General features: G+C 60.5%; 22 protein-coding genes and 1 pseudogene. 7 read left to right on the forward strand and 16 right to left on the reverse strand.

What is annotated here, in order from left to right:
- The first annotated feature begins 3 nt into the window (after positions 1–3).
- Entirely contained in the window at positions 4–471 is a 468-nt protein-coding gene (locus AC3WJP_RS13590) for a GNAT family N-acetyltransferase (RefSeq protein WP_493722708.1), read from the forward strand.
- Positions 472–483: 12 nt separating this feature from the next.
- Here the strand turns inward: AC3WJP_RS13590 and AC3WJP_RS13595 are convergent, their stop codons facing one another.
- Positions 484–783 (reverse strand): hypothetical protein, encoded by a 300-nt coding sequence (locus AC3WJP_RS13595; RefSeq protein ID WP_493722707.1) that lies wholly within the window; start codon positions 781–783, stop codon positions 484–486.
- Positions 784–962: 179 nt separating this feature from the next.
- Between AC3WJP_RS13595 and AC3WJP_RS13600 the strand changes: the two genes are divergently transcribed.
- Together AC3WJP_RS13600 and AC3WJP_RS13605 are read left to right on the forward strand one after the other, a co-directional pair.
- Entirely contained in the window at positions 963–1,646 is a 684-nt protein-coding gene (locus AC3WJP_RS13600) for an efflux RND transporter periplasmic adaptor subunit (RefSeq protein WP_493722706.1), read from the forward strand.
- A gap of 348 nt (positions 1,647–1,994) precedes the next feature.
- Complete coding sequence (locus tag AC3WJP_RS13605) at positions 1,995–3,509, forward strand: GGDEF domain-containing protein (protein WP_493722705.1); 1,515 nt, start codon at positions 1,995–1,997, stop codon at positions 3,507–3,509.
- Positions 3,510–3,592: 83 nt separating this feature from the next.
- On the opposite strand, the gene AC3WJP_RS13610 is transcribed toward AC3WJP_RS13605, so the two are convergent.
- Positions 3,593–4,048: a PA2169 family four-helix-bundle protein gene (locus AC3WJP_RS13610; RefSeq protein ID WP_493722704.1), complete on the reverse strand. Its 456-nt coding sequence runs from the start codon at positions 4,046–4,048 to the stop codon at positions 3,593–3,595.
- A gap of 206 nt (positions 4,049–4,254) precedes the next feature.
- On the opposite strand from AC3WJP_RS13610, the gene AC3WJP_RS13615 reads away from it, so the two are divergent.
- Positions 4,255–4,494 (forward strand): DUF3820 family protein, encoded by a 240-nt coding sequence (locus tag AC3WJP_RS13615; protein WP_493722736.1) that lies wholly within the window; start codon positions 4,255–4,257, stop codon positions 4,492–4,494.
- 87 nt (positions 4,495–4,581) lie between these two features.
- Here the strand turns inward: AC3WJP_RS13615 and AC3WJP_RS13620 are convergent, their stop codons facing one another.
- From AC3WJP_RS13620 to zwf, 3 genes are read right to left on the reverse strand one after another with little or no spacing between them, the layout of a single operon-like run.
- Positions 4,582–5,271 (reverse strand): bifunctional 4-hydroxy-2-oxoglutarate aldolase/2-dehydro-3-deoxy-phosphogluconate aldolase, encoded by a 690-nt coding sequence (locus tag AC3WJP_RS13620; protein WP_493722703.1) that lies wholly within the window; start codon positions 5,269–5,271, stop codon positions 4,582–4,584.
- A complete protein-coding gene (gene pgl, locus AC3WJP_RS13625; protein ID WP_493722702.1) occupies positions 5,268–5,978 on the reverse strand; it encodes a 6-phosphogluconolactonase in 711 nt (236 codons plus the stop codon). The genes AC3WJP_RS13620 and pgl overlap by 4 nt, the downstream gene beginning before the upstream one ends.
- On the reverse strand, positions 5,965–7,434 hold the full coding sequence (gene zwf / locus AC3WJP_RS13630; protein WP_493722701.1) for a glucose-6-phosphate dehydrogenase: 1,470 nt from the start codon (positions 7,432–7,434) through the stop codon (positions 5,965–5,967). The genes pgl and zwf overlap by 14 nt, the downstream gene beginning before the upstream one ends.
- Positions 7,435–7,636: 202 nt before the next feature.
- On the opposite strand from zwf, the gene AC3WJP_RS13635 reads away from it, so the two are divergent.
- Positions 7,637–8,497: a MurR/RpiR family transcriptional regulator gene (locus AC3WJP_RS13635; protein ID WP_493722700.1), complete on the forward strand. Its 861-nt coding sequence runs from the start codon at positions 7,637–7,639 to the stop codon at positions 8,495–8,497.
- Positions 8,498–8,634: 137 nt separating this feature from the next.
- Here AC3WJP_RS13635 and AC3WJP_RS13640 read toward each other — a convergent pair whose 3' ends face one another.
- The 5 genes from AC3WJP_RS13640 to AC3WJP_RS13660 form a co-directional block, all read right to left on the reverse strand.
- Entirely contained in the window at positions 8,635–9,939 is a 1,305-nt protein-coding gene (locus AC3WJP_RS13640) for a carbohydrate porin (RefSeq protein ID WP_493722735.1), read from the reverse strand.
- A 157-nt stretch (positions 9,940–10,096) separates the two neighbouring features.
- Entirely contained in the window at positions 10,097–11,257 is a 1,161-nt protein-coding gene (locus tag AC3WJP_RS13645) for an ABC transporter ATP-binding protein (RefSeq protein ID WP_493722699.1), read from the reverse strand.
- Between the two features lie 3 nt (positions 11,258–11,260).
- Entirely contained in the window at positions 11,261–12,106 is an 846-nt protein-coding gene (locus AC3WJP_RS13650; RefSeq protein WP_493722698.1) for a carbohydrate ABC transporter permease, read from the reverse strand.
- Positions 12,099–13,007 carry a carbohydrate ABC transporter permease gene (locus tag AC3WJP_RS13655; RefSeq protein WP_493722697.1) on the reverse strand — a complete coding sequence of 303 codons (909 nt, stop codon included), beginning with the start codon at positions 13,005–13,007 and terminating at the stop codon, positions 12,099–12,101. The genes AC3WJP_RS13650 and AC3WJP_RS13655 overlap by 8 nt, the downstream gene beginning before the upstream one ends.
- A 258-nt stretch (positions 13,008–13,265) precedes the next feature.
- Complete coding sequence (locus tag AC3WJP_RS13660; RefSeq protein WP_493722696.1) at positions 13,266–14,552, reverse strand: ABC transporter substrate-binding protein; 1,287 nt, start codon at positions 14,550–14,552, stop codon at positions 13,266–13,268.
- A gap of 541 nt (positions 14,553–15,093) precedes the next feature.
- Here AC3WJP_RS13660 and AC3WJP_RS13665 point away from each other — a divergent pair.
- Together AC3WJP_RS13665 and AC3WJP_RS13670 are read left to right on the forward strand one after the other, a co-directional pair.
- Positions 15,094–16,311 (forward strand): pentapeptide repeat-containing protein, encoded by a 1,218-nt coding sequence (locus AC3WJP_RS13665; RefSeq protein ID WP_493722695.1) that lies wholly within the window; start codon positions 15,094–15,096, stop codon positions 16,309–16,311.
- A 591-nt stretch (positions 16,312–16,902) separates the two neighbouring features.
- Positions 16,903–17,679 (forward strand): protein kinase domain-containing protein, encoded by a 777-nt coding sequence (locus tag AC3WJP_RS13670; RefSeq protein WP_493735675.1) that lies wholly within the window; start codon positions 16,903–16,905, stop codon positions 17,677–17,679.
- 74 nt (positions 17,680–17,753) lie between these two features.
- On the opposite strand, the pseudogene AC3WJP_RS13675 reads toward AC3WJP_RS13670, so the two are convergent.
- The 6 genes and pseudogenes from AC3WJP_RS13675 to edd all read right to left on the reverse strand — a co-directional run.
- Positions 17,754–17,840, reverse strand: a pseudogene (locus tag AC3WJP_RS13675) (hypothetical protein); the annotation flags it as partial.
- Between the two features lie 145 nt (positions 17,841–17,985).
- On the reverse strand, positions 17,986–18,315 hold the full coding sequence (locus AC3WJP_RS13680; protein WP_493722693.1) for a hypothetical protein: 330 nt from the start codon (positions 18,313–18,315) through the stop codon (positions 17,986–17,988).
- Between the two features lie 213 nt (positions 18,316–18,528).
- Positions 18,529–19,944: an ATP-binding protein gene (locus AC3WJP_RS13685; RefSeq protein WP_493722734.1), complete on the reverse strand. Its 1,416-nt coding sequence runs from the start codon at positions 19,942–19,944 to the stop codon at positions 18,529–18,531.
- A gap of 46 nt (positions 19,945–19,990) precedes the next feature.
- Entirely contained in the window at positions 19,991–20,719 is a 729-nt protein-coding gene (locus AC3WJP_RS13690) for a response regulator (protein ID WP_493722692.1), read from the reverse strand.
- A 74-nt stretch (positions 20,720–20,793) separates the two neighbouring features.
- Positions 20,794–21,747, reverse strand: coding sequence for a glucokinase (locus AC3WJP_RS13695; protein ID WP_493722691.1), 954 nt, complete (start codon positions 21,745–21,747; stop codon positions 20,794–20,796).
- Positions 21,744–23,570, reverse strand: a complete 1,827-nt coding sequence (edd, locus tag AC3WJP_RS13700; RefSeq protein WP_493722690.1) for a phosphogluconate dehydratase — start codon at positions 23,568–23,570, stop codon at positions 21,744–21,746. The genes AC3WJP_RS13695 and edd overlap by 4 nt, the downstream gene beginning before the upstream one ends.
- Between the last annotated feature and the right edge of the window lie 39 nt (positions 23,571–23,609).

Genomic DNA, 23,609 nt, shown 5'->3' on the forward strand with positions numbered 1-23,609 from the left:
CGGATGGCCGCCGATCACTGCCTGCTGATGCGCAGGTCGCTGCAACAGGCGCTCCCCTCCCCTCTCTGGCCGCCGGGCGTGACACTGCGCCTGTTCGATACCGCCGACGCCCCGCAGGCCTACGCCCTGTTGCGCGAAACCAATGCCGATGACCTGCTCGACTGGTCGAACTGGCTGGCGCAGTGGCACTGCAACGCCGAGTATGATCCCACTCTGTGCCTGCTGGTCATGGACAGCGAAGGTCTGGTCGCCCTGGCGCAGGGCTGGACCAGCGGATACCTGAAAGACCTGGTGGTGCACCCTCGTGCGCGCCGCCGAGGGCTCGGCCGCGCACTACTGGCATGGGCAATGGCAACCTATCGCCAACGTGGCGAACCCTGGCTGGACCTGCGGGTGCGCGAAGACAATCATCCGGCGCGCCGTCTGTATCGAGAGATGGGTTGGCGCTGCGTGCAGCGCAGCCCCTGCTGAAACCGTGTGCGCTCAGACCCGCACGAACAGATACAACAGCGACAACGCGGTCCGCGACAGATTGCTCTCCGTGGCCATGAGAGCCACCAGCAGACCGATCAGCGAACTGCTTGAAGACAACCAGTACATCCAGCGATGACGCCATACCAGCGCCAGCCCTATGACCAACGCGATGAATGGCACCAACAGCCAGGCCGTCGATGCAGGGCTCCACGGCGAAAGATAAAGCCATAGACTGCCTGCGCACAGCAGTACGCCAAACAGCAGAAAGATCGGGATATGTCGCGAATTGTTGTTTTTCTGGGCACCCACAGAGACTACCTCTTGCTTCCATAGATCGAGTCGGTGTTAAGTCTCGGGGCTGGTTTTTGCAAGATCTACTGGATAATTCTGAGATGTCTGTAGGAATACTCCACTAATTCACATTAAACGTTTCAGTGTTGGCGGCTGCACCTGCGCGCGTCCACACTCCGCGTCAGGCACCCAGTCACATGCGCAAGTCTTCAATTATTGCTGTTGCGGTAGCAGGCATGGGGCTGGCCTCGTACGTTGCTCTGCGTACCCCGCCTCTGAGTGACACTCCGGACCAGACCGCGCTCCCTGTGCACGTCATCACCCTGAGCCTGCAAGATGTCCCGCGTATGCTCGGCGGCGTGGGCACCGTCGAGCCGCTGCACGGCGCCACTGGCACCACGCCCATGGCGGCCGTGTTTTCCCTGCCGGAAAACTCCCTGCCGATCTTGCAAAGCCTGATACAGGACACCGAAGATCCGCCGGTATTGGCCTATGCAGACAGCCAGGCGCCCGCCCTGCTGGCCGAAGGACGCCTGACGCTGATCGACAACCAATCCCCCTTGGCCACAGTGCGGGTCAAGGCCGAGTTTGAAAACCCGCTGCAGACGCTGCACCCCGGGCAGGCGGTCAACCTGCAATTGCAGACCGGATGGCTGCGCCAGGTGCTGGCGGTACCAGCCGACGTGGTCCGACACAGCAACGGGCAAGACGCGTTTGTCTACCGCCTCGACGGTGACAGGTTGACCTCGGTCCCCGTGAAGGTGGCTTATCGCACGGTGCTGATGGAAGTCATCGAGGGCGTGCAGGAAGGCGACACCTTGGTCGTGGGTGGATCGACTGCGCTTAAGCCCGGAACGCGAGTGCAAGTCGTGACGCAGTAGCAAGTCTCGAGGACGACGATTTGGCACCAGCCTGGATTGGCCGTAGCGGACAGTTCAGTCGTTTCAACTGACCGTCGCCACTGCATTCGATCGAAAAAATAAAATGATGCCCGCCCTCCATTTCGATAAGCCAAGGAAAACAAAAGAGAAACAGGCCAGATCAAGCAATTCGGTGTCGTCCTGACATGCGCGGGATGTTTCCGACCGGATTTTGATCACTTGTGACTCCTCGGTCACCCCCCCTAGAATACCGCCGCTCCCGGCACCATCACCGGCCCCGGAGCCTCGCCGCCTCCAGGAGTCACGCTCCTGAGCGCCGTCTCACCGACCGAGCCAAGATTCACTGCCATGATCGAACGGACTCACCGCAGACGCGACTTACCCGAACGAGCACTGATTCTGGGCTGCCTGGTGGCAATGGCGGCAATCATCGGCCTGGTGACCTTTATGCTCGTGCGTGAACACAGCGGCGCCAGACAGGCCGCCATTCGCGCCTCCAGCAACGTGGTGCAGCTGATCGATGCCGAAGTGCAGCGCAACATCGACCTCTACGACGCCTCGCTGCTGGGCCTCATCGACACGTCGCAAAACCCCGACTTCGCCACCCTGCCGCCCCGCCTGCAGCGCAACATGCTGTTCGGCAAGGCTACCGGTGCGCCGTTGCGCGGTGATCTGCTGTGGCTCGATGCTCAGGGCAACATCGTCGCCGACTCTCTGGCCAATCCGCCGCGCAAGGCTAACTTCGCTGACTGGCCAGAGTTCATCGCCCATCGTCAACAGGCCGATAGTGGCCTGATCGTCAGTCGGCCTTTCCAGGACCAGATTGGCACCTTGAGCTGGTGCATCAGCCTCAGCCGCCGCATCACCTCCCCTTCGGGCCAATTTCTCGGCGTCGCGTCCGGTGCCCTGCGCCTGGACTACTTCAACAACCTGTTCAAAAGCCTGAACATCGGCCCGGACAGCAGCGTCAGCCTGATGAGCGACGAGGGCTACATGCTGGCCCGCGAGCCGGCTTCCGTGGGGGATGCGGCGGCAGGCGCCGATTACCGCCGCAGGGGCAACTTTCTGGCAATCATGGCGGCGGGCACTGCGGGCAGTTTCGTTGCGGTGTCCGGCACCGACAGAAAAGAGCGCCTCTACACCTTCGCCCGTGTGGGCAAGCTGCCGATGATCGTGGTGGTAGCGGTGTCCACCGAGGTGGTATACGGCGCCTGGCGCCGTACCGCCCTGCTCGTCTGCGCGGCCACGGGCGGTTTGTGCCTGGGCATCCTGTGGCTGGGCGCCCTGCTGCGCCGTGAGCTGAAAAAACGCCAGCGCGCCGAACGCAAGCTCGCCACCCTGGCCGCCACCGACAGCCTGACTGGCCTGGCCAATCGCCGGCAACTGGACCTGACTCTGAAGCGTGAATGGTTGCGCGCCCAGCGCACGCGCAAGCCGCTGTCGGTGCTGATGATCGATGTCGATCATTTCAAGGCCTTCAATGAGCGTCACGGCCATCAAGGTGGCGATGACGCCCTGCGTGCCGTGGCCAATACCCTGCGCGAACGCACCCAGCGGCCCGCCGACCTCGCGGCCCGTTACGGCGGCGAGGAGTTTCTGGTAGTGCTGCCAGAAACCAGCCTGGACGGCGCCCGCAGGATCGCCGAAGCCATCCGCCTGGCCGTGGAGCGCCAAGTGCTGCCGGGCAAGCCGCAGTTGGCAGTGACCATCAGCATCGGCGTAGGAGCCACCAGCGTCACGGGCGCAGATTCCCTGCAAGCCCTGCTGGCGCAGGCCGATGCCGCGTTGTATCGAGCCAAACGCAATGGTCGCAACCAGGTGGCCTGCAGCCTGACATCGGCTCTGGAACTCTCGCCCTCCTGATCGCAAGTGACAAAACGCGTACAAAAAAACGCCGGCACAAGCCGGCGTCAAAGGGGATGACACACGCATTAACTCATTGCCGATCAGCTGGCGCGGGCGATGTTGCGCAGTGCCTTGACCTGATCGTGGTTACGCTGTACACCGCCGAACTGACGCTCGACGATGGCATAGACATTGGCCGGCAGTGGCTTGGCCAGTGCTTCCTTATAGGCAGCCTTGGCGTGGTCTTCACCACGTTCGGCTTCGTTGAGCACCGCTTCTTCGCTCTTGCCGGTGATCAGGGATTTCAGGTCGACCCAACGACGGTGCAGATCGGCACTCACGCTGGTGGAATCTTCAGGCTCGCCACCCAGCGCGACGACTTCCTGCTGCAATTCGCCAGCGGCGATACCGCATTCCTGGGAGCGTTTGATGAACAACGCTTTCAACTCGGGGTTCTTGATATCTTCAGCGCAGGTCTTGAAGCCTTCCTGACCGTCTTTGCAGGTTTCAATCAGGTTGTTCAGGACTTTCACGACGTCTTTGGCTTGATCGTTCATATTCAATTACTCCGCTTTGTTAAAGGTTACCTGTATGGGAGCAGAGTTCGTGCCAAACCTCCTATAAATAATAAATCCTTAAATATCAGCAATTTAAACAACTATGAACTTTACCGATCCTGTCGTTCTGCATGAACCGTCAGTTGGCCTTCATGCAAAATGCCTGTATTTTCGACCACCCACCCCATTTATTGCCGCACTTGATAATGAATCCTGAAAAACTTGAACTGCTGGTAACTCGAGAGATGCCCTTCGGCAAATACAAGGGGCGGATCATTGCCGATCTGCCGGGGCCTTATCTCAATTGGTTTGCGCGCGAAGGCTTTCCCAAGGGGGAGCTGGGCGGGCTGCTGGCGCTGATGCAGGAGATCGACCACAACGGCCTGGGTGATCTGCTCGCGCCATTGCGCGCCAAGCATGGATTGCCCCCAGCGCGTCAGTATTGAATGCCTGAGCGCTTTGTTGCGGGCAAAAAAAAGGTGCGCCGACCGAGCGCACCACAAATAGCCGTCAAGCCATGCAACAAAAATCGTTCAATCCAGCAGCGCGAGGGCCTCGGCACTGGCTTCCTGGACCCGCGCCCAGTCGCCGTTCTTGATCCAGGCGCTGTCGAGCATCCAGCTACCGCCTACGCACATCACATTGGGCTGGCTCATGTAGCTTTTGATATTGGCCGGCCCCACGCCGCCAGTCGGGCAGAACCGCACGCCGACGAAGGGGCCACCCAGGGCCTTGAGCGCAGCGACGCCGCCGCTGACTTCCGCCGGAAACAACTTGAAGCGCCGGTAACCCAAGGCATAGCCGAGCATGATGTCCGAGGCGCTGGAGGTGCCTGCCAGCAACGGCAGATCGCTTTCAATGCCCGCCTGCAGAATGTCCTGGGTCACCCCGGGCGTCACGACGAACTGTGCGCCGGCGGCCTCGACTGCCGCATACATCTCGCGGCTCAGTACAGTACCGGCACCGATCGACAATTCCGGGCGCTGCTCGCGCAGCACCTTGATGGCCTTGAGGCCCAGCTCCGAGCGCAAGGTCACTTCCAAGGTGCGCAGGCCACCGGCGGCCAGGGCATCGGCCATGGGCAGGATATCCTGCTCACGATTGATGGTGATCACCGGCAGAATTCGCGCTTGCGCGCAGATGGCGTCGATGCGGGCGATCTTGTCCGCCATGCGGCTTTGTTGTTGTGCGGGCGTCGTCATAGCGGCGGGTCCTTGGCTCATGGGCACCAGTAGATTTCCAACGGGGATTGCAAAAACGCACGCACAGGCATCGTGGCTTCATCGCCACTCGCCGCCGTGCGCAGGGTATCGAGTTTGCCTTGTCCGGAAATGGACAACAGCGGGTAGCGGGCGCTGGCCAGCAACGCGCGGCTCATGCTCAGGCGTTGATGAGGCACGGTCGGCGCCAGCATAGGCCAGCAGCGACGGGTACCCTGCGGGTCGAGCGCTGGCTGCAGGTTCGGGCTATTCGGGAACAGCGACGCCGTGTGGCCGTCGTCGCCCATGCCCAGCACCAGCACGTCGATGGCGGGCAGCTCGGCCAGCGCTTCGTCAGCGGCCTCTGCGGCCTTTTCCTGACTTTGCGCAGAACGGTACAGGCCGATGAATTTCGCCTTGGCCACCGCGCCCACCAGCAGGTAGCGACGCAGCAGCGCTTCGTTGCTGTCGGGGTGCTCGACCGGGACCCAGCGCTCGTCCGCCAAGGTGATCACCACCTTGGACCAGTCCAGCGGCTGGCGTACCAGCTGCTGGAACAAGGCGATCGGGCTCTTGCCACCGGATACCACCAGCGTGGCAATGCCGCGAGCCTCGATGGCCTCGCGCAGTTGACCGGTCACGCGCTCGGCCAAGGCCTCGGCCAACAGCGGCGCGCTGGGGAATTCCCGGGTGCTTACACCCTGGGGCAGTTGCAGTTCAGATATCGCCATACCAAGACCTCCCATCGCGGGTAATCAGTGCAATCGAGCTCATCGGCCCCCACGACCCGGCCGCATACGGCTTGGGCGCATCGGCGGATTTTTTCCAGCCGGCGATGAGCTGATCGCACCATTTCCACGCGTATTCGATTTCATCTTTACGGACAAACAGATTCTGATTGCCCTTCATCACTTCGAGCAGCAGACGCTCATAGGCATCTGGAGTACGACTGCCGCGATTAGTGTCGGAAAAATTCAGTTGCAAGGGCCCGCTGCGCAGTTGCATGCCCTTGTCCAGGCCCTGCTCCTTGGTCATCACCCGCAACGAAATGCTTTCGTCCGGTTGCAGGCGGATGATCAGCTTGTTGCCGATCTGCAGGCGCTGCTCGGGGGCGAAGATGTAGTGCGGCGGCTCCTTGAAGTGGATGACGATCTGCGACAGCTTTTGCGGCATGCGCTTGCCGGTACGCAGATAGAACGGCACCCCGGCCCAACGCCAGTTGCGGATGTCGGCACGCAGGGCGACGAAGGTTTCGGTGTCGCTCTGGGTGTTGGAGTTTTCTTCCTCCAAGTAACCCGGCACCGGCTTGCCCTCGGCGTAACCGGCGATGTACTGACCGCGCACCACCTGCGTGGTCAGTCCCTCGGAGGTGATCGGCGCCAACGCCTTGAGCACCTTGACCTTCTCGTCACGGATGCTGTCGGCGGAGAGGTCCGCCGGCGGGTCCATGGCGATCAGGCACAGCAGCTGCAACAAGTGGTTCTGGATCATGTCGCGCAGCTGGCCGGCCTTGTCGAAGTAGCCCCAGCGGCCTTCGATCCCGACCTTTTCGGCCACGGTGATCTCCACGTGGGAGATGGAATTCTGATTCCACTGGGTTTCGAACAGGCTGTTGGCAAAGCGCAGGGCGATGAGGTTCTGCACCGTCTCCTTGCCCAGGTAGTGGTCGATCCGGTAGACGCGGTTTTCCGGGAAATACTGCGCTACCGCATCGTTGACCCGGCGCGACGACTCCAGGTCGTGGCCGATGGGTTTTTCCAGCACGGCGCGGGTGCGATCGGTCAGCCCGGCCTTGGCCAGGTTCTCGCAGATGGCACCGTAAACGGCTGCGGGGGTGGCGAAGTAGGCGATCAGTTGATCGACGTCACCCACCACTTCGGCCAGCGCGTAGTAATCCTTGACCTCAAGAAAGTCCACATGCACGTAACTCAGGCGCGCCAGGAAACGCTCCAGCGCCTGCTCTTCGATCTGGGCTTCGCCGACAAAGCCGCGCAAGCGCGACTCGATGTTCGCCAGGTGCTCGTCCACCGTACCGACTTCACGCGACAGCGCCAGGATGCGCGTTTCGGCGTGCAGCAGGTTGGCTCGGTCCAGCTGGTACAGCGCCGGGAACAGTTTGCGCAAGGCCAGGTCGCCCAAGGCGCCGAACAGGGCAAATGTGCAAGGGTCTGCGGGATTCGAGAGCATGATGTTTTTTCTTTTATCAAGTTGAAGTAGAAATACCGTTTTCAACGGCGATTTTCAAGGCAAATGTAGTAATAACTACAACATTTGGCCGTTTTACCAGATTCAAGTGGTGATCCCAGTGGGCCATCAGTACGATAGACCACCCTGACGACAGCCTCATGGCAGATGCCCAACGGCTGATTCCCCCTAACCAGGAGACACCATGGACCGCGCGCGAAACCTTCTGGAGCAGATCAAAGGTCGCCTGGAAGAGCTCAACAAGGCCGAGCGCAAGGTGGCCGAAGCCATCTTGCTCAACCCTCAGCAGGCCACCCGCTTCAGTATCGCCGCCTTGGCCCAGGCGGCCAAGGTCAGCGAACCGACCGTCAACCGCTTCTGCCGCTCGTTCGGTGTCAGTGGCTACCCCGAACTCAAGCTGCAACTGGCCCAGAGCCTGGCCAGCGGCGCCGCCTATGTGAGCCGCGCCGTGGAGGAGGATGACGACCCGGCGGCCTATACGCAAAAAATCTTTGCCAGCGCCATCGCCTCCCTGGACAGCGCCTGCCAGCAACTGGACCCGACGCTGGTCAGCCGCGCCGTCGACATGATGATCCAGGCGCGGCAGATCCACTTCTTCGGCCTTGGCGCCTCGGCCCCGGTGGCCATGGATGCGCAGCACAAGTTCTTTCGTTTCAACCTGGCGGTCTCGGCCCACGCCGACGTGCTGATGCAGCGCATGCTGGCGTCCGTGGCCCATACCGGCGAGCTGTTCGTGATCATTTCCTACACCGGGCGTACACGCGAGCTGGTGGAGGTGGCGCGCACGGCGCGGGAAAACGGCGCTTCGGTGCTGGGCTTGACGGCGCTGAACTCGCCCTTGGCGCAGGCCTGCTCGATGAGCCTGAACATCCCGTTGCCCGAAGACACCGACATCTACATGCCGATGACCTCGCGCATCATTCAGTTAACCGTACTCGATGTGCTGGCCACAGGCATGACCCTTCGTCGCGGCACTGACTTCCAGCCGCACTTGCGCAAGATCAAAGAGAGTTTGAACGCCAGCCGTTATCCGCTGGAGGAGTAGCCACATCCACCTGTAGCGAGGGGGCTTGCCCCCGATCTCGGTGTGTCTGCCACAACAATGGCACTGATACACCGCAATCGGGGGCAAGCCCCCTCGCTACAGATGAGGGGGCGCAAGGGCCCCCAGCTGGTTTTGGCTTAGAAGCTCGACTGAATCTTCAACCCGGCAACGATGGCATCGTCGACCTTGTCGATACCGCCCGGGTGCTTCACGTACTGCAGGTTGGGCCGCACGGTCAGCCAGTTGGCCAAGTGGAAGCCGTAGTAGATCTCGGCGTTGTACTCTGTGCTCTGCACCGGCAGATAGCCCGGGTTGTCATAGTCGGTGATACCGCTCAGGTCGTTGACCAGGCGACGTTGGTCCTGGGCGTCGTCGTTGACGTGGATACGCGCCACACCGATACCGATGTCATCTTTGGGACGCGCATCGAACGGGCCCTTGTAGGTGAAACCGAACTGCTGGTAGTTGTCGATGTAGTTGGTGGCCTTGTCATGCACCGTGGCGTTGGCGAACACGCTCAAACCGCGGTTCTTGTCGCCGTTATGGGTAGTCAACTGTTGCTGCGCCACGACCCACCAGCCGTGCTTGCTGTCGTGAGACTTGAACGCACCACCGGAGATCGGCTGGGCCTGGCCATCAGCGCCTTCATAGACGTCATCGGCGTTGGCCGAGCTCTTGTAGTAGCCCACACGGTATTCGCCGGGCAAATCGTTGACCCGCGGCGTCCACACCAACTCGACCGGCAACAGCACGCCCTTGGTGCCGCTACCGCTGAGCTTGAAGCCGTTCTGGCGATCCAGGTTCGACGGGTTCTGCTCGAACGCGCCGATCTGCGCGTACACATCCGGCGTCAGCTTGTATTTGACGCGCAACGCCCACTGGCTGACCGGCCAGTTGTACCACACGCCGCCGACCCAGTTACCTACCTGCGAGCCGCAGAATGCCAGGTTCTGGAAGTCGCACGGGAAGCTGTTGAATTCCTCGCCCGGGCCGAAACGGCCGACCTTGACGTCCAGCTTGCCGTCGAAGTACTTCTGCTTGATCCACATCTGGGTCAGACGGTAGGTCTGGCCGCGACCCCAGACTTCCTGAGACGAACTGAAGGTGCCGCCACGGGGATCGCCGATGCGGTCGTTGGAGATGTTGCGCCCGCTACGCTCGGTGATGGTGATCTTGGCTTCGGCGTCGTTCCAGCCGAGAATCTTCTGCAGATCGAACTTCACGCCCAGCGCGAACTGGTCGCTGTAGCGCGCGGTGGTGTCGTCGTTGTAGCCGCCCTTGAGGTTGCTGCCGACTTCACCCACGTACTCCAGGGAAAAATCGTAGCCCTTGTTCAGCAACTCGGTACGCGCGCCGCCCCAGTCGCCGGACATCCATGGCGAATTGGCGTCGAACGCGTCGTACGCCTGGGCCGTGCCCGCGAGCCCCAGCGCCCCGAGCATCGACAACCGCCCGATCAACTGCAACCTGGCGGGTGCCTTGGTGGTGTATTTGTTCATCCTTTGTGTCCTCGTTTTATTGTTATTGGCCCCGACCCTTCAAGCCGGGGCATGCTGCAGTGACAACTCCATGGGCGAATGACAGGCCATTCGCCAGCTTTCAACGACCCTTGAACTGCGCGACGTTGCCGGCGCGGGGTGCAGACTGCGGCTGGCCGACAACCCCCAAACGCTCACCGCTCTTGGCGTCGAACAGCAACACCTTGCTCGGATCGAACTGCAGGTTGAGGGTCTCGCCTACCTGTGGCGCCATGTCCGGTGCCAGGCGGCAACAGACTTTGGTCTGGTTGAGGGTGACGAACACCAGCGTGTCCGGCCCTGTGGGTTCGGTGACCTGCACTTCGGCGCGGATGCTCGGCAGCTCGCTGGCATCGTTGCCCACCAGGCCGATCTGCTCCGGACGCATGCCGAGGATCACTTCACGATCTTCAAGCCCGGCCTCGTCGATACCCAAAGCCAGCTCGCAACGTGCCTGGCCGCTGTCGAGCAGCGCCACCAGGCGGCCCTCCTGGCGTTGCAGGCGCAGCGGGATGAAGTTCATCGGCGGCGAGCCGATGAAGCTGGCGACGAACAGATTGGCCGGATCGTTGTAGATTTCCTTGGGCGTACCGAACTGCTGAATGATGCCGTCCTTCATCACCGCCACCTTGTCACCCAGGGTCATGGCCTCGATCTGATCGTGGGTCACGTACACGGTGGTGGTCTTGAGACGCTGGTGCATCAGTTTCATTTCAGTGCGCATTTCCACGCGCAGCTTGGCGTCCAGGTTGGACAGCGGCTCGTCGAACAGATAGATCTTCGGCCGCCGCGCCAGGGCCCGACCCATCGCCACACGCTGCTGCTGGCCACCGGACAACTGACCCGGCTTGCGCGCCAGCAGGTGCTCGATCTGCAACAGTTTGGCGACGCGGGCGACTTCTTCTTCGATGGCCGCCGGGGCCATCTTGCGAATCTTCAGGCCGAAGGCGATGTTCTCGCGCACGGTCATGGTCGGATACAGCGCGTAGGACTGGAACACCATGGCGATGTCGCGATCCTTGGGGCTCATGCCGCTGATGTCGCTTTCGTCCACCAGGATCGCGCCGCCGGAGATGCTTTCCAGGCCGGCAATGCAATTCATCAGGGTGGATTTCCCGCAGCCCGAGGGGCCGACCAGAATCAGGAACTCGCCGTCATTGATCTTCAGTTCGATGTTTTTCAAGGTGTCCGGCAAACCGCTGCCGTAGGTCTTGTTCACGTTGCGCAGTTCAAGCGTTGCCATGTCTTACCCCTTGACTGCGCCGGCAGCGAGCCCACGCAGGAAATACTTGCCCGCCAGTACGTACACCAGCAGTGTCGGCAGCCCGGCGATCATCGCCGCAGCCATGTCTACGTTGTATTCCTTGACCCCGGTGCTGGTGTTGACCAGGTTGTTGAGCGCCACCGTGATCGGCTGCGCATCGCCACTGGCGAACACCACGCCGAACAGGAAGTCGTTCCATATCTGGGTGAACTGCCAGATCAGGCAGACCATGATGATGGGGATCGACATCGGCAACAGGATCTTGTTGAAGATGGTGAAGAAGCCCGCCCCATCCAGCCGCGCCGCCGCCACCAGGGCGTTGGGCACGCTGGTGTAGTAGTTGCGGAAGAACAGCGTAGTGAAGGCCAGGCCATAGACGATGTGCACCAGCACCAGGCCGGTGGTGGTATTGGCCAGGCCGAGCTTGCCGAGGGTGAAGGACGCCGGCAGCAGCACGGTCTGGAACGGCAGGAAGCAGCCGAACAACAGCAGGCCGAAGAACAGCTGCGAGCCACGGAAGCGCCACATTGACAGCACATAGCCATTGAGCGCACCGATGAAGGTGGAGATCAGCACGGCCGGCACGGTGATCTTCACCGAATTCCAGAAGTACCCGCCCACGGTGTCCCAGGCCTTGATCCAGCCGATGCCGGTCACCACTGCGGGCCAGCTCAACAGGTTGCCGGTACTGATGTCGTCTGGCGACTTGAAGCTGGTCAACAGCATCACCACCAGCGGCACCAGATACACCGCGGCAGCGATCAACAGCACGGCGTAGATGGCCGCGCGGCTGAGGGTGAACGGCGTGCGTTGCGATTGATCAGTCATGGCGCTTGCCTCGTAGTTCGGAGTACAGGTACGGCACCAGGATCGTCAGGATCGCGCACAACATCAGAATCGCACTGGCCGAGCCCATGCCCATCTGGCCGCGGCTGAAAGTGAAGGAGTACATGAACACCGCGGGCAGGTCCGAGGCGTAGCCCGGGCCGCCGGCGGTCATCGCCGCCACCAGGTCGAAACTCTTGATGGCGATGTGGGCGAGGATCATGAAGGCGCTGAAGAACACCGGGCGCAGGCTCGGCAGCACGATGCGCAGGTAGATGGTCGGCAAGCTCGCGCCATCGACCTGGGCGGCGCGGATGATCGACTGATCGACACCCCGCAGTCCGGCGAGGAACAGCGCCATGACGAAGCCCGAGGACTGCCACACGGCAGCGATGACCAGGCAGTAGACCACGCGGCTCGGGTCCACCAGCCAGTCCATGCGAAAGCCGTCCCAGCCCCAGTCACGCAGCATCTTGTCCAGACCCAGGCCCGGGTTGAGCAACCACTTCCAGGCGGTGCCGGTGACTATCATCGACAGCGCCATGGGGTACAGATAAATCGTGCGAATGAAGCCTTCGCGGCGAATGCGTTGGTCGAGCAGTACCGCCAGGAACACGCCGAGCACCAGGCTGATGGCGATGAACAGGAAGCCGAAGACCACCAGGTTCTTGCTGGCGACCCACCAGCGATCGTTGTCCCAGAGACGGGCATATTGCGCCAGGCCCACCCACTTGTAGGTCGGCATGAAGCTGGAACTGGTGAATGAGATCACCGCAGTCCAGAGGATGTAACCGTAAAAACCGATCAGCACGATCAGCATGCTGGGCGCCAAGACCAGCTTGGGCAGCCAGCGTTGCAGCGCGTCGAACGGCGAAGCTTTGCTGGACACAGCGACAGAGCTCATCAACGTGATCCCGTAGTCAAACCAAATAGAACCTGCCGGACGTTCGCCTGCATCCCCCTACAGGATGTACGCGAATGAAAGCTCCGACAGGGGTGAACTGGGTGCCTGGCTTCAGGGCCTCTTCGCGAACAAGCCTCGCCCCACAGCTGTATACCGCTCAATTGTGGGGGCTTGCCCGCGAAGGGCTCCCACAGCTGTATACCGCTCAACTGTGGGAGCGAGGCATGCCCGCGAAGGGCTCGCCGTCGCTCCTGAGCCTTACTGCGCCGACTTGATCGCCGCCGCCAGCTTCTCTGCGGTTTTGGCAGGGTCGGCTTTCGGGTCGTTGATGTAGTTGGTCACGGTATCGAAGATCGCGCCTTGCACGGCCAGGTTGGTGGCCATGTTGTGCGCCATGCTTGGCTGCAGGCCGCCGGTCTTGTCGTCGGCGAGGAAGTCCTTGGCGGCCGACTGGGCGCAGGCGTCGAAGCCGTACTTGCCCATGTCGTTCAGCATGTCGATACGCACCGGGATCGACCCCTTGTTGATGCTGAAGACTTTCTGGAAGTCGACGCCCAGGACTACCTTGGCCAGGTCCTGCTGGGCGGCGGTGGTGGTCTTGTCTTTCTGGCTGAACATGGCCAGCGAGTCGATGTTGTAGGTGAAGGCATTCTGGGTACCCGGGAACGGTACGCACTCGTAGTCCGTGCCAGCGACCTTATTCTTGGCGGTCCATTCACTCTTGGCCCAGTCGCCCATCATCTGCATGCCAGCCTTGCCGTTGATCACGTCGGCGGCGGCGATGTTCCAGTCACGCCCGGCACGGTTCGGGTCCATGTAGGTGGCGACTTTCTTCAGCTCGGTGAAGGCCTTGACCATCTCGGGGCCGGTGAGGGTCTTCTGGTCAAGGTCGACGAAGGCTTTCTTGAAGCCTTCCGGGCCCATGACCGAGAGCACCACGTCTTCGTAGACGGTACTGTCCTGCCATGGCTGGCCGCCGTGGGCCAGGGCGATGAAGCCCGCTGCCTTGAGCTTGTCGCCTGCGGCGTAGAATTCTTCGAGGGTGGTCGGCGCCTTGGCGATCCCGGCTTTCTTGAACACTTGCGGGTTGATCCACAGCCAGTTGACGCGGTGGATGTTCACCGGCACGGCCACGTAGTTGCCTTCGTACTTGACCGTGTCGGAGACCTTCTTCGACAGCAGGCTGTCCCACTTCTCGTCCTTGGCCACGTCCTTCAGGGCGTCGGTGTCCAGCAAGCCGGTGCTGGCCCATTCCTGAATGTCCGGCCCTTTGATCTGCGCGGCGCCCGGTGGATTGCCAGCGACGGCGCGGCTCTTCAACACGGTCATGGCGGTCGCGCCGCCACCGCCGGCGACGGCGCCGTCCTTCCAGGTGAAGCCGTCTTTTTCGACTTGGGCCTCTAGGACATTGACCCCTGCCTTTTCACCAGCCGATGTCCACCAGTGAACGACCTCTATAGTGCCTTTGGAATCGGCAGCGAGGGCGCTGAGCGGGAACAAGGAAGCCAGGGAAACGACAGTAGCGAGGCGAGAAATCGCATTCATTTGATTACCTTTCTTGTTGTTATACCGGGGCAAGTCTGTGCTTGCGCTGCGTGGAGTCTAAACACGAATGAGCAAAGCGCACGTAACGAATCGCTGTGCGAATGTCACTGAATGGTGACATTAGCGATTTGCTCAGCATCACCTCAGGCGGATCTGTCGTGATCAGATCATCAGCGCTACGGGCAACGGTGGGGCCCAAGCTGCGCCTTGGCAGCACCCAAGTCATTCAATACGCCATAACTTATTACATTTTAGCCGCGCGTGGCTGCGCTCCCATCATGTTGATTGCAAGCAGACGACTTAAGCTGCCGGGGCATGCACTGCTGAAAAAGTACAGAGGCCGTGTAGGGCGGCACGAGGTTTCGGCGAGTTGCCATGAGAGTTCCTGTCAATCCGTCGCGCCCCGCCCCCCAGCCACTGGGCACCAGCTACTGAAAATGCATCACTGCGGGGCAAACTTTCCTGCACGCCAACACCGATAGGTACTTCTTTTGATGCAAAAAAGATCTACCCCTTCCGGTGGCACCTTAGGAGTACAAACATGAAGATCAGCGACCAAACGCCCCCCATCCAACTGTGTTTGGCCGATCTTCGGCTTTCCAGTCCTGCGCGCTTCAATGAGGTAATGGCGCGGCTGACAAGCGTCCAGAATTGCTCGACCACTCTGAAACTAAGAGGTAAGTTACTGACCACGGCGAGTACGAGCGAATCAGGGCTCAATAACCCCGGGCGCCAACAGCGCGAAGAACTGGATGCGACAAGAAAGATCCCGGGAATCTTTTTTAGTATCGATACTACTGACAAGCCTTTGACTTGCGGACAAGTTGCCAATGCGCTACGCAACGAATACGTGGACGCATTAGCCACCGCTCATGGAATAGTCGCCCAAGGACCTGCCGGACTCTTGCATCGCAGCGATTGCAATTGGCCGCAAAGCGTGGGAGGAACTGTCACCTGCAACATCCCATACACCCCCCGCCCTAATGGCAACGTCAAACCCTACTTCCATTTTCTTCCGGAGGAAGCCAGATTCGTGCGCTCAATCCTCACCATCAAGGATTTCAGTCTGGGCCAGGCTGGCGTCGGCAAGTTCTCATTGAGCCTGTCGCATATAACGCTCAGAGACATCAATTTCGATAGCGATCAGTCTGGGTCAATAAAATTTCCTCACAGCCAGATAACCGGCGGCGTAATTAATGTCCCAAACGCGACCGTAGATCTGACCGATGCACGATTGGAAGATATCAAATTCGGTAGCCCAATGACGGCTCTCCACCCGGCCCGTCTCAAACTGACGCTTACAGGCGCCACCTGCACTGGTGTGGATTTTTCTGGCATCAATCTCTTTGCATTGAATGCAGACCGTGCTCTTTTTCTGAATGTAAATCTAAGCAATGCCATTATCGAGAGTTCGGACTTCAGCCATGCACACTTGGAAAACGTTTGTTTTGATAACACCGAGGCGCAAGACATCGACCTGCGCGATGCCGTCCTGGAAAACGTTATCTGGCGCAACTCCGATTTCTCCAACGCCCTCTTGGACAACACCCGTATCACACTGGACCTGAGCGACCAGGCCCTTCTAAACGATGAAGAGTTCCATAAAGCCATCCTCACGATCACTACTCTGCACGACCGCTATGAAACCCTGAGAAATGAACTGGCCCGGTCAGTCAAAAAGCGTCTGACCGAATTAGCGGTCGATCGGCCAGAAGTGCAGTCGATGATTTTGCACCTGGGAGTTTTATTGGGCGTTTAACACTCGATCATGGCTCTTCCGTCTTGGGACACCGCGATGATGGTCGCAATCAACGTTTCCGCGGTGCCGAGAGGGATAGTGTGGTTTCACCCACGGCTTTGTCGCGCACATCGCTTTGATGTCTGTTTCAGCGCGGAACGTCAGCGAGTTATATGTGCCGAGGTTACGCAGGGCGGAGTGGAAAAATCTTGGCGTATCACCCGTGAAGTGGTTTCTCGCTAATGCGCTTGAAAGGCGGAATTGATGAGTTTTTTGCATCGTAACATTCTGCAATGAGTGCTTTGTGAAAGTTGTCAGGTGGAGTCATGGCAATACTGCGCTTTTTGAGGACTGTATTCCATGCCTGTAGGATTCCCCGGTATAGCGTCAAATTCATCCCTAGTGGATGCCTCCTGTGTTAAACCATGCGCAAAGCGTTCAATGTGGACCAAGCTGTTTCAAACATGCAGAAATAGCAGTGATGTTATTGAGCCGGTGTCTACTGAACTACCCTCAGAACCAGACGTCCATTTCTCGCCGAAAGGGCGGTGGAAAATTGTTGCGAGCTCAGGTAGCGTAACGTTCGGTATATACCCAGTTTCTGTCAGCAGTATGCTAGGGAACCCCGCGGCACGCGTAGGCTCAAACAAGATAATCAATGCTCACGTAGCTATCAAGACATTCGATCTGACCTCGCGTGATGGTATATCTCGAGCAATCAGGGAAAACTGGGTCTTGCAGAAAATAATGAAAAAACCTCATCCTCACCTACAGACCCCTCTCCATGTCGATAATGAGCGCACCACCTCTAAAATTGCTGTCACTGATCTCCGAGATTATCGCGAACTGGCGCCCATTCCTGACAAAGAATTTTTAAAATTGATGAGGCAGGTCGGGACGGGAGTGGAGTACCTGCATAGCTTAGGGTTTTTACACCTTAATTTGAGTTTCGCAAATATCCTCATATATGCATCAGGCGATGCAGTGGTTGCAGATATCGGCGGATATATACCCGGGGTAGTTGAATTTGATGGTTATACCGGATCAAGTTTTCCCGAAGCAAACAATAGCGTCGGAACGCATTCTGACGTTTTTGGCTTGGCGGCACTGCTATATGCCCATTTTTTCGGAGAGCATTTATCCATACCTTCTAACGCTCCCAATTATCTACACCAGAACTTGATACCTGATCGTATTCGTGAAGGGCTGAACAAGAGCTTTGACGCAAAAAAAATCGAAGATACCCAGGCAAGAAGAACATTGATCGATACGCTCATAAAGTCGCTATCAACGAATCCCGCCCAACGCCCCAAGCTTTCGACCCTGATAAGCGCTATCAAGGGTGTGGAACGGCAGTTGTCGCCGCCGCCGACCTCCTCCGCCGTCTAGGTGCTGACTGCACAGCATCCGAGAAAGGTGATACTGGTCGCCTGTAGTCGCGAGGGTAATCCGGCACCTCGCCCCCGCGGCAACACCAGTGCCACTCGCAACCCGCCCTCACGCTGATTCTGCAACGTCACCTCGCCCCCATGGCTGTGGGCGATGTTGCGATGCTTAGGGATAACCGGGGCAAGTCTGTGCTTGCGCTGCGTGGCGTCAAAACAGGAATGAGCGAAGCGCACATAAGGAATCGCCGTGGGAATGTCACCGGATGATGACATTCCCACATCTTGGGGCTGTGCTGCGCACGCTGGATCAGGTGCGATCAACCCATTGATGGCGGGTGTGATCGGCGACGTTCAGCTGATTTTCCATTATGCGGATCGCATTGACCAGCACCGGGAGCGAGGGGCGATTGGCGGGTTCAATTGAAAGCGACTGCGTAAGTACCTTGATCAAGTTTTTCGCGGCAGAGCTATTATAGATACCGCTCTCTGCCATCCCCGCACTCAAAGCGTTATGAGCTGATCGCGGAGCCACTGTTTTTTCAAAATACTCAAGACCATCTAGGGATTTATCGTAAAATTTCGCATCTACAAAAGGATCACGATCAGATGACTTTAAAATATCGCCAGTATGGACCATGCGCGTACCGAGCCTGACCATCCCGCAAGCCCCCCCGCCAATTGCAAATTTTCTGGTTGGCGAAAACTGGCCAGCAAGTCGAGTAGGTGTCGAAGTGGTCACCCACTGAATAGTGTTGCTGTCATTTCTACAAGCCCGTAACAACTTGGAAAAAGTTGGATAGTGGGAGGGTAGCTTAATAACCGTCCGATTGCCTGGCAGTAATCCTGCTTCTCACCCCCGCGGCAACACCAGTGTCACTCGCAACCCGCCCTCACGCAGATTCTGCAACGTCACCTCGCCCCCATGGCTGTGGGCGATGTTGCGGGCGATGCCCAGGCCCAGGCCGTAGCCCTGCTGACCGCCCGCCAGGCGAAAATGCGGCTCGAATACCTGCTCCAGGCGCTGCTCTGGTACGCCGGGGCCTTCATCGTCGACGTGCAGGATGAAACGCTTGCCGCCATCCTCGATGCGCACATGGGCGCGCTTGCCGTACTTGATGGCGTTGTCGATGAGGTTGCCGATACAGCGCTTGAGCGCCAGCGGCTTGCCGGAATAGGGCCTGCGCGCCCGACCGTCGAGGGTGACGGTGCCATTTCCCAAGGGCGACAGGAACGGTTCGACCAGGCAGTCGAGCACATGGTTGAGGTCCACCGGCTCGATGTTTTCGTGGATATCGGTGTCCTTCACGCATTGCAAAGCGCCCTTGACCAACAGCTCCAGCTCGTCGAGATCGCGGCTGAAACGCGCTTCGAGGTCCGCGTCCTCCAGCAGTTCGACCCGCAGGCGCAGGCGCGTGATCGGTGTGCGCAAGTCGTGAGAGATCGCGCTGAACAGCTGGCTGCGCTCGGTCAGGTAGCGGCTGATACGTTCGCGCATGGCGTTGAACGCCCGGGCCACTTCCACCACCTCGCTGCCGCCGCCTTCGGTGACCGGCTCGTCGACCGCCGGGCCGTCGACCTCGGCGCCCAGCGACAGCTCCCGTGCGGCCCGGGCCAGGCGTTTGAGCGGCCGGCTCTGCCAATGCACCAGCAGGCCGATGAACAACAGCAAAAAGGCGCTGGTCATGACGATAAAGGCCACCTGCTGCGCCGGCAGCCCTTGTTCTTCGAGGCTGGTGTAGGGCTCGGGCAGCAAGGAGGCGATGTACAGCCACTCGCCCTGCCCCAGTTCGATCTGGGTGACCAGAATCGGCGGATTGACCGGCTCCAGGGTCAAGGCATAGTGGGCCCAGGAGCGCGGCAGCTCTTCGAGCTTGAGCCCGCTGTTGAAAATGCGCAGATCGTCGGGGGCCACGAACTGCACCGAGACATCCACCTGATCGCCGAGATTGCCACGCAGGATTTCCCCGACGCTGTCGATCACCGCGTCCTTGCGCGGTGTGTGCGGCAGCACGGCCATGTCCAGCGGCTTGTCGTTGAGGGTCACGACGAACCGCGTGCCGCCCATGCTGCGCAGCTGTTCGAGCACCATCGGCCGATAGGCCACCGGCAGCGAGCGGATGTAACTGACACTGGCGACCATCGAGTGCGCCAGGCTGCGGGCGCTGGTGACCAAGCCTTCAAGCTGGGTGGCGCGCAGTTGCGCTACCCAGATCACGCTCGACAGCGCCTGGGCCAGCAGCACCGCCAGCAAGGTCAACAGCAACATGCGCCCAAGCAATGAACGCGGCAGCCGGGGTTTGGGCAGCCGCAGCTCAGGCAGGCGCAACGCTGGCCGCCAGTTGATAGCCGCTGCCCCGCACGGTGCGGATCAGCCGGGGCGGCTTGTCGATGTCGCGCAGGCGCTGACGCAGGCGGCTGACCGCCATATCGACGATGCGATCCAGCGGCATCGGCTCGCGGCCGCGGGTGGCATTGCCGATGGTGTCGCGATCGAGGATCTGTTGCGGGTGATCGAGAAACAGCTTGAGCAGGGCGAAATCGGCCCCCGACAGCACCACCTCTTCGCCGTCGACGTGGAACAGCCGGTGACTGACCATGTCCAGGCGCCACTCGTCGAACGCCAGCACATCGCTGCTGGCATTCGCCGACTGACTGAAGGAGCAGCGCCGCAGCAGCGCCTTGATGCGCGCTTGCAGTTCACGGGGGCTGAAGGGTTTACCCAGATAATCGTCGGCGCCCAGCTCCAGACCGATGACCCGATCGGCCTCGTCCGAACTGGCGGTGAGCATGATGATCGGTACCTGACTGTGGCGCGGATGGGCCCGCGTCCAGCGGCACAGGCTGAAGCCGTCTTCGTCGGGGAGCATGACGTCGAGGATCACCAGATCGGTAGGATCGGCGGCGTTCAGCGCTTCGCGAAAACCCCGGCCGTGCGCCGTGGTGCGCACGGCAAAGCCGGCGCGGCTGAGGTAGGCCTGCAGCAGTTCGCGGATTTCCTGGTCGTCATCGACCAGCAGGATCGATTTGCCGGCAGTGCTCACATGACCGTCCTTGTTGTTCGATTATTGTTATTCGCCGGGTCGAGGCGCCCGGCTGTCTGCTGCTGATTAGACGCTCAAGCCAGTGTTTGTTGCAAGGCCACCCCGGCGCCGAGCAGACCGGAGAACTCGGCCGTCACCACCCACACCGGGATGCCCTTGAAGTAATCGCTCATGCAGCCCTTGTCGGCGAAGCTTTCGGCAAAGCCGCTGGTGAGGAACAGCTTGAGGAACCGCGGGATCACCCCGCCGACGATGTACACACCGCCACGACCGCCGACGGTAAGGACGTTGTTGCCCGCCACCCGACCAAGGAAGCGACAGAACTGCTCGACGGTCGCCAGCGCCACCGCCTCGCCCGCCAGCGCTCCTTCAGTGACTTCGGCGGGCGACTTGTGGGTCGCGGTATGGCCATCGACGGCGCAGATCGCCTGATACAAACGCAATAGGCCACCGCCGCTGAGGATGGTCTCGGCGCTGACATGGCCGATATCGGCCTGGATGTGGGCGCGCAACTGGGACTCGCGAGCGTTGCCCACCGGCAGATCGACATGGCCACCCTCGCCCGGCAAGGCCAGCCAGTGGCTGCCCAGATTCATCAGGGTGCCAACCCCCAGGCCGGTGCCCGGGCCGATGACCACGGCCGGACGCGAAGGATCCGGATCACCCGCGCAGACGCTCTGGTATTCATCGGGCTTGAGCCGCGTCATGCCCAGGGCCATGGCGGTGAAATCGTTTATCAACGACAGATGCTCGACTTGCAGCGTCTCGCAAAAGGCCTTGCGGCTGATGCGCCAATGGCTGTTGGTAAAACGGAATTCATCGCCGCTGACCGGCCCGGCCACCGCCAGGCAGACCGCGCCGATATCGCCCTTGGCCAGGTTCAAGTCCTGCAGATACACGCCGATGGCGTGCTCGGGACTGGTGTAATCGGCGGTCGGGAAGACCCGGACCGAATGTAGTTGTTGTTCTTCCCACAACGCGAAACGCGCGTTGGTCCCACCGATATCACCGACCAGCGCCAGTTTCATTGCAGCGATTCCAAACTCGAAGTAAAGGCACAGGCGCCTTGTTCTGCCGAACTGAACGCTTGGCGCATGAAGCCAAACAGTTCTCGTCCACAGCCCACGCCATTGGCCAAAGTGCCGACTGCCGGAGTACGCGCGGCCAGCGTCTGGGCGTCGACCAGTACCTGCAAGGTACCGGCGACGCCATCGACGCGAATGATATCGCCGTCTTCGACCAACGCCAATGGCCCACCGCTGGCGGCTTCGGGGCTGACGTGGATGGCGGCGGGAATCTTGCCGGATGCGCCGGACATCCGCCCATCGGTCACCAGCGCCACTTTGAAGCCGCGATCCTGCAGCACGCCGAGGAACGGCGTCATCTTGTGCAGCTCGGGCATGCCGTTGGAACGCGGCCCCTGGAAGCGCATGACAGCGACGAAATCCTTTTCCAGTTCGCCGGCCTTGAAGGCGTCGGCCAGCTCTTGCTGATCCTGGAATACCCGGCACGGCGCTTCGACGACCTGGTTGGCGACCGCCACTGCGGAGACTTTCATCACCCCGCGGCCGAGGTTGCCTTGCATGACCCGCAGGCCGCCTTCGGCCGAGAACGGATTGGCCACGGGGCGCAGGATGCTTTCGTCGAGGCTCTCGATCGGGCCGTCGCGCCACTCCAGCTTGCCCTCGACCAGGAACGGCTCTTGGGTGTAGCGGCTCAGACCACGACCGGCGACGGTGTTGACGTCTTCGTGCAGCAGCCCGGCTTCGAGCAGTTCACGAATCAGGAAGGCCATGCCGCCCGCGGCCTGGAAGTGGTTGATGTCGGCCTTGCCGTTCGGATACACGTGGGACAGGGTAGGCACCACTTCTGACAGATCGGCCATATCCTGCCAGGTCAACTGGATGCCCGCGGCCATGGCGATGGCCGGCATGTGCAGGGTGTGGTTGGTCGAGCCACCGGTGGCGTGCAGGGCGACGATGGAGTTGACCAGCGAACGCTCGTCGACGATCTCGCCCAGGGGCATGAAATTGCCGCTGGCCTTGGTCAGACGGGTGACCTGCTGCGCGGCTTCGTGGGTCAAGGCATCGCGCAGGGGCGTGTTGGGGTTGACGAACGAGGCGCCCGGCAAGTGCAGGCCCAGCACTTCCATCAGCAACTGGTTGGTGTTGGCAGTGCCGTAGAAGGTACAGGTGCCGGGGCTGTGGTAGGACTTCATTTCCGACTCGAGCAGCTCTTCGCGGCTGGCCTTGCCCTCGGCATAGCGCTGGCGCACGTCGGCCTTTTCCTTGTTGGAAATGCCCGACGGCATCGGCCCGCCCGGGATGAACACGGTCGGCAGATGACCGAAGCGCAGCGCGCCCATCATCAGCCCCGGCACGATCTTGTCGCAGATGCCCAACAGCAGCGCGCCGTCGAACATGTTGTGCGACAGCGCCACGGCGGTGGACAACGCGATGGTCTCGCGGCTGGCCAGGCTCAACTCCATGCCCGCTTCACCCTGGGTCACCCCGTCGCACATGGCGGGCACACCGCCCGCGAACTGCCCGACCGAACCAATATCGCGCAGCGCCTGCTTGATCTGCGCCGGATAGGTTTCGTAAGGCTGGTGGGCCGAGAGCATGTCGTTATACGACGAGACGATGGCGATGTTGGCGGCGTTCATCATGCGCAGACTGTGCTTGTCCTCGCTGCCACAGCCAGCGACACCGTGGGCGAAGTTGGCGCATTGCAGCTTGCCACGCTGCGGACCGTCTGTGGCTGCCTCACGGATCATCTGCAGATAACGATCGCGTGTGGCACGGCTGCGGTTTATCAGCCGTTCGGTGACCTCGAGAACGCGGGGATGCATGGGAAAACTCCAGGCTAGGGGGGCGACCTCTGCGGCAGA

Source organism: Pseudomonas sp. GW821-FHT01A09 (assembly GCF_058986725.1).

Bases quoted from the DNA above. Each gene is read 5' to 3' on its own strand.
- AC3WJP_RS13590 (WP_493722708.1), top strand. From the start codon at position 4: ATGGCCGCCGATCACTGCCTGCTGATGCGCAGGTCGCTGCAACAGGCG.
- AC3WJP_RS13600 (WP_493722706.1), top strand. From the start codon at position 963: ATGCGCAAGTCTTCAATTATTGCTGTTGCGGTAGCAGGCATGGGGCTG.
- AC3WJP_RS13605 (WP_493722705.1), top strand. From the start codon at position 1,995: ATGATCGAACGGACTCACCGCAGACGCGACTTACCCGAACGAGCACTG.
- AC3WJP_RS13610 (WP_493722704.1), bottom strand. From the start codon at position 4,048: ATGAACGATCAAGCCAAAGACGTCGTGAAAGTCCTGAACAACCTGATT.
- AC3WJP_RS13615 (WP_493722736.1), top strand. From the start codon at position 4,255: ATGAATCCTGAAAAACTTGAACTGCTGGTAACTCGAGAGATGCCCTTC.
- AC3WJP_RS13620 (WP_493722703.1), bottom strand. From the start codon at position 5,271: ATGAGCCAAGGACCCGCCGCTATGACGACGCCCGCACAACAACAAAGC.
- pgl (WP_493722702.1), bottom strand. From the start codon at position 5,978: ATGGCGATATCTGAACTGCAACTGCCCCAGGGTGTAAGCACCCGGGAA.
- zwf (WP_493722701.1), bottom strand. From the start codon at position 7,434: ATGCTCTCGAATCCCGCAGACCCTTGCACATTTGCCCTGTTCGGCGCC.
- AC3WJP_RS13635 (WP_493722700.1), top strand. From the start codon at position 7,637: ATGGACCGCGCGCGAAACCTTCTGGAGCAGATCAAAGGTCGCCTGGAA.
- AC3WJP_RS13640 (WP_493722735.1), bottom strand. From the start codon at position 9,939: ATGCTCGGGGCGCTGGGGCTCGCGGGCACGGCCCAGGCGTACGACGCG.
- AC3WJP_RS13645 (WP_493722699.1), bottom strand. From the start codon at position 11,257: ATGGCAACGCTTGAACTGCGCAACGTGAACAAGACCTACGGCAGCGGT.
- AC3WJP_RS13650 (WP_493722698.1), bottom strand. From the start codon at position 12,106: ATGACTGATCAATCGCAACGCACGCCGTTCACCCTCAGCCGCGCGGCC.
- AC3WJP_RS13655 (WP_493722697.1), bottom strand. From the start codon at position 13,007: ATGAGCTCTGTCGCTGTGTCCAGCAAAGCTTCGCCGTTCGACGCGCTG.
- AC3WJP_RS13660 (WP_493722696.1), bottom strand. From the start codon at position 14,552: ATGAATGCGATTTCTCGCCTCGCTACTGTCGTTTCCCTGGCTTCCTTG.
- AC3WJP_RS13665 (WP_493722695.1), top strand. From the start codon at position 15,094: ATGAAGATCAGCGACCAAACGCCCCCCATCCAACTGTGTTTGGCCGAT.
- AC3WJP_RS13670 (WP_493735675.1), top strand. From the start codon at position 16,903: ATGCTAGGGAACCCCGCGGCACGCGTAGGCTCAAACAAGATAATCAAT.
- AC3WJP_RS13680 (WP_493722693.1), bottom strand. From the start codon at position 18,315: ATGGTCCATACTGGCGATATTTTAAAGTCATCTGATCGTGATCCTTTT.
- AC3WJP_RS13685 (WP_493722734.1), bottom strand. From the start codon at position 19,944: ATGTTGCTGTTGACCTTGCTGGCGGTGCTGCTGGCCCAGGCGCTGTCG.
- AC3WJP_RS13695 (WP_493722691.1), bottom strand. From the start codon at position 21,747: ATGAAACTGGCGCTGGTCGGTGATATCGGTGGGACCAACGCGCGTTTC.
- edd (WP_493722690.1), bottom strand. From the start codon at position 23,570: ATGCATCCCCGCGTTCTCGAGGTCACCGAACGGCTGATAAACCGCAGC.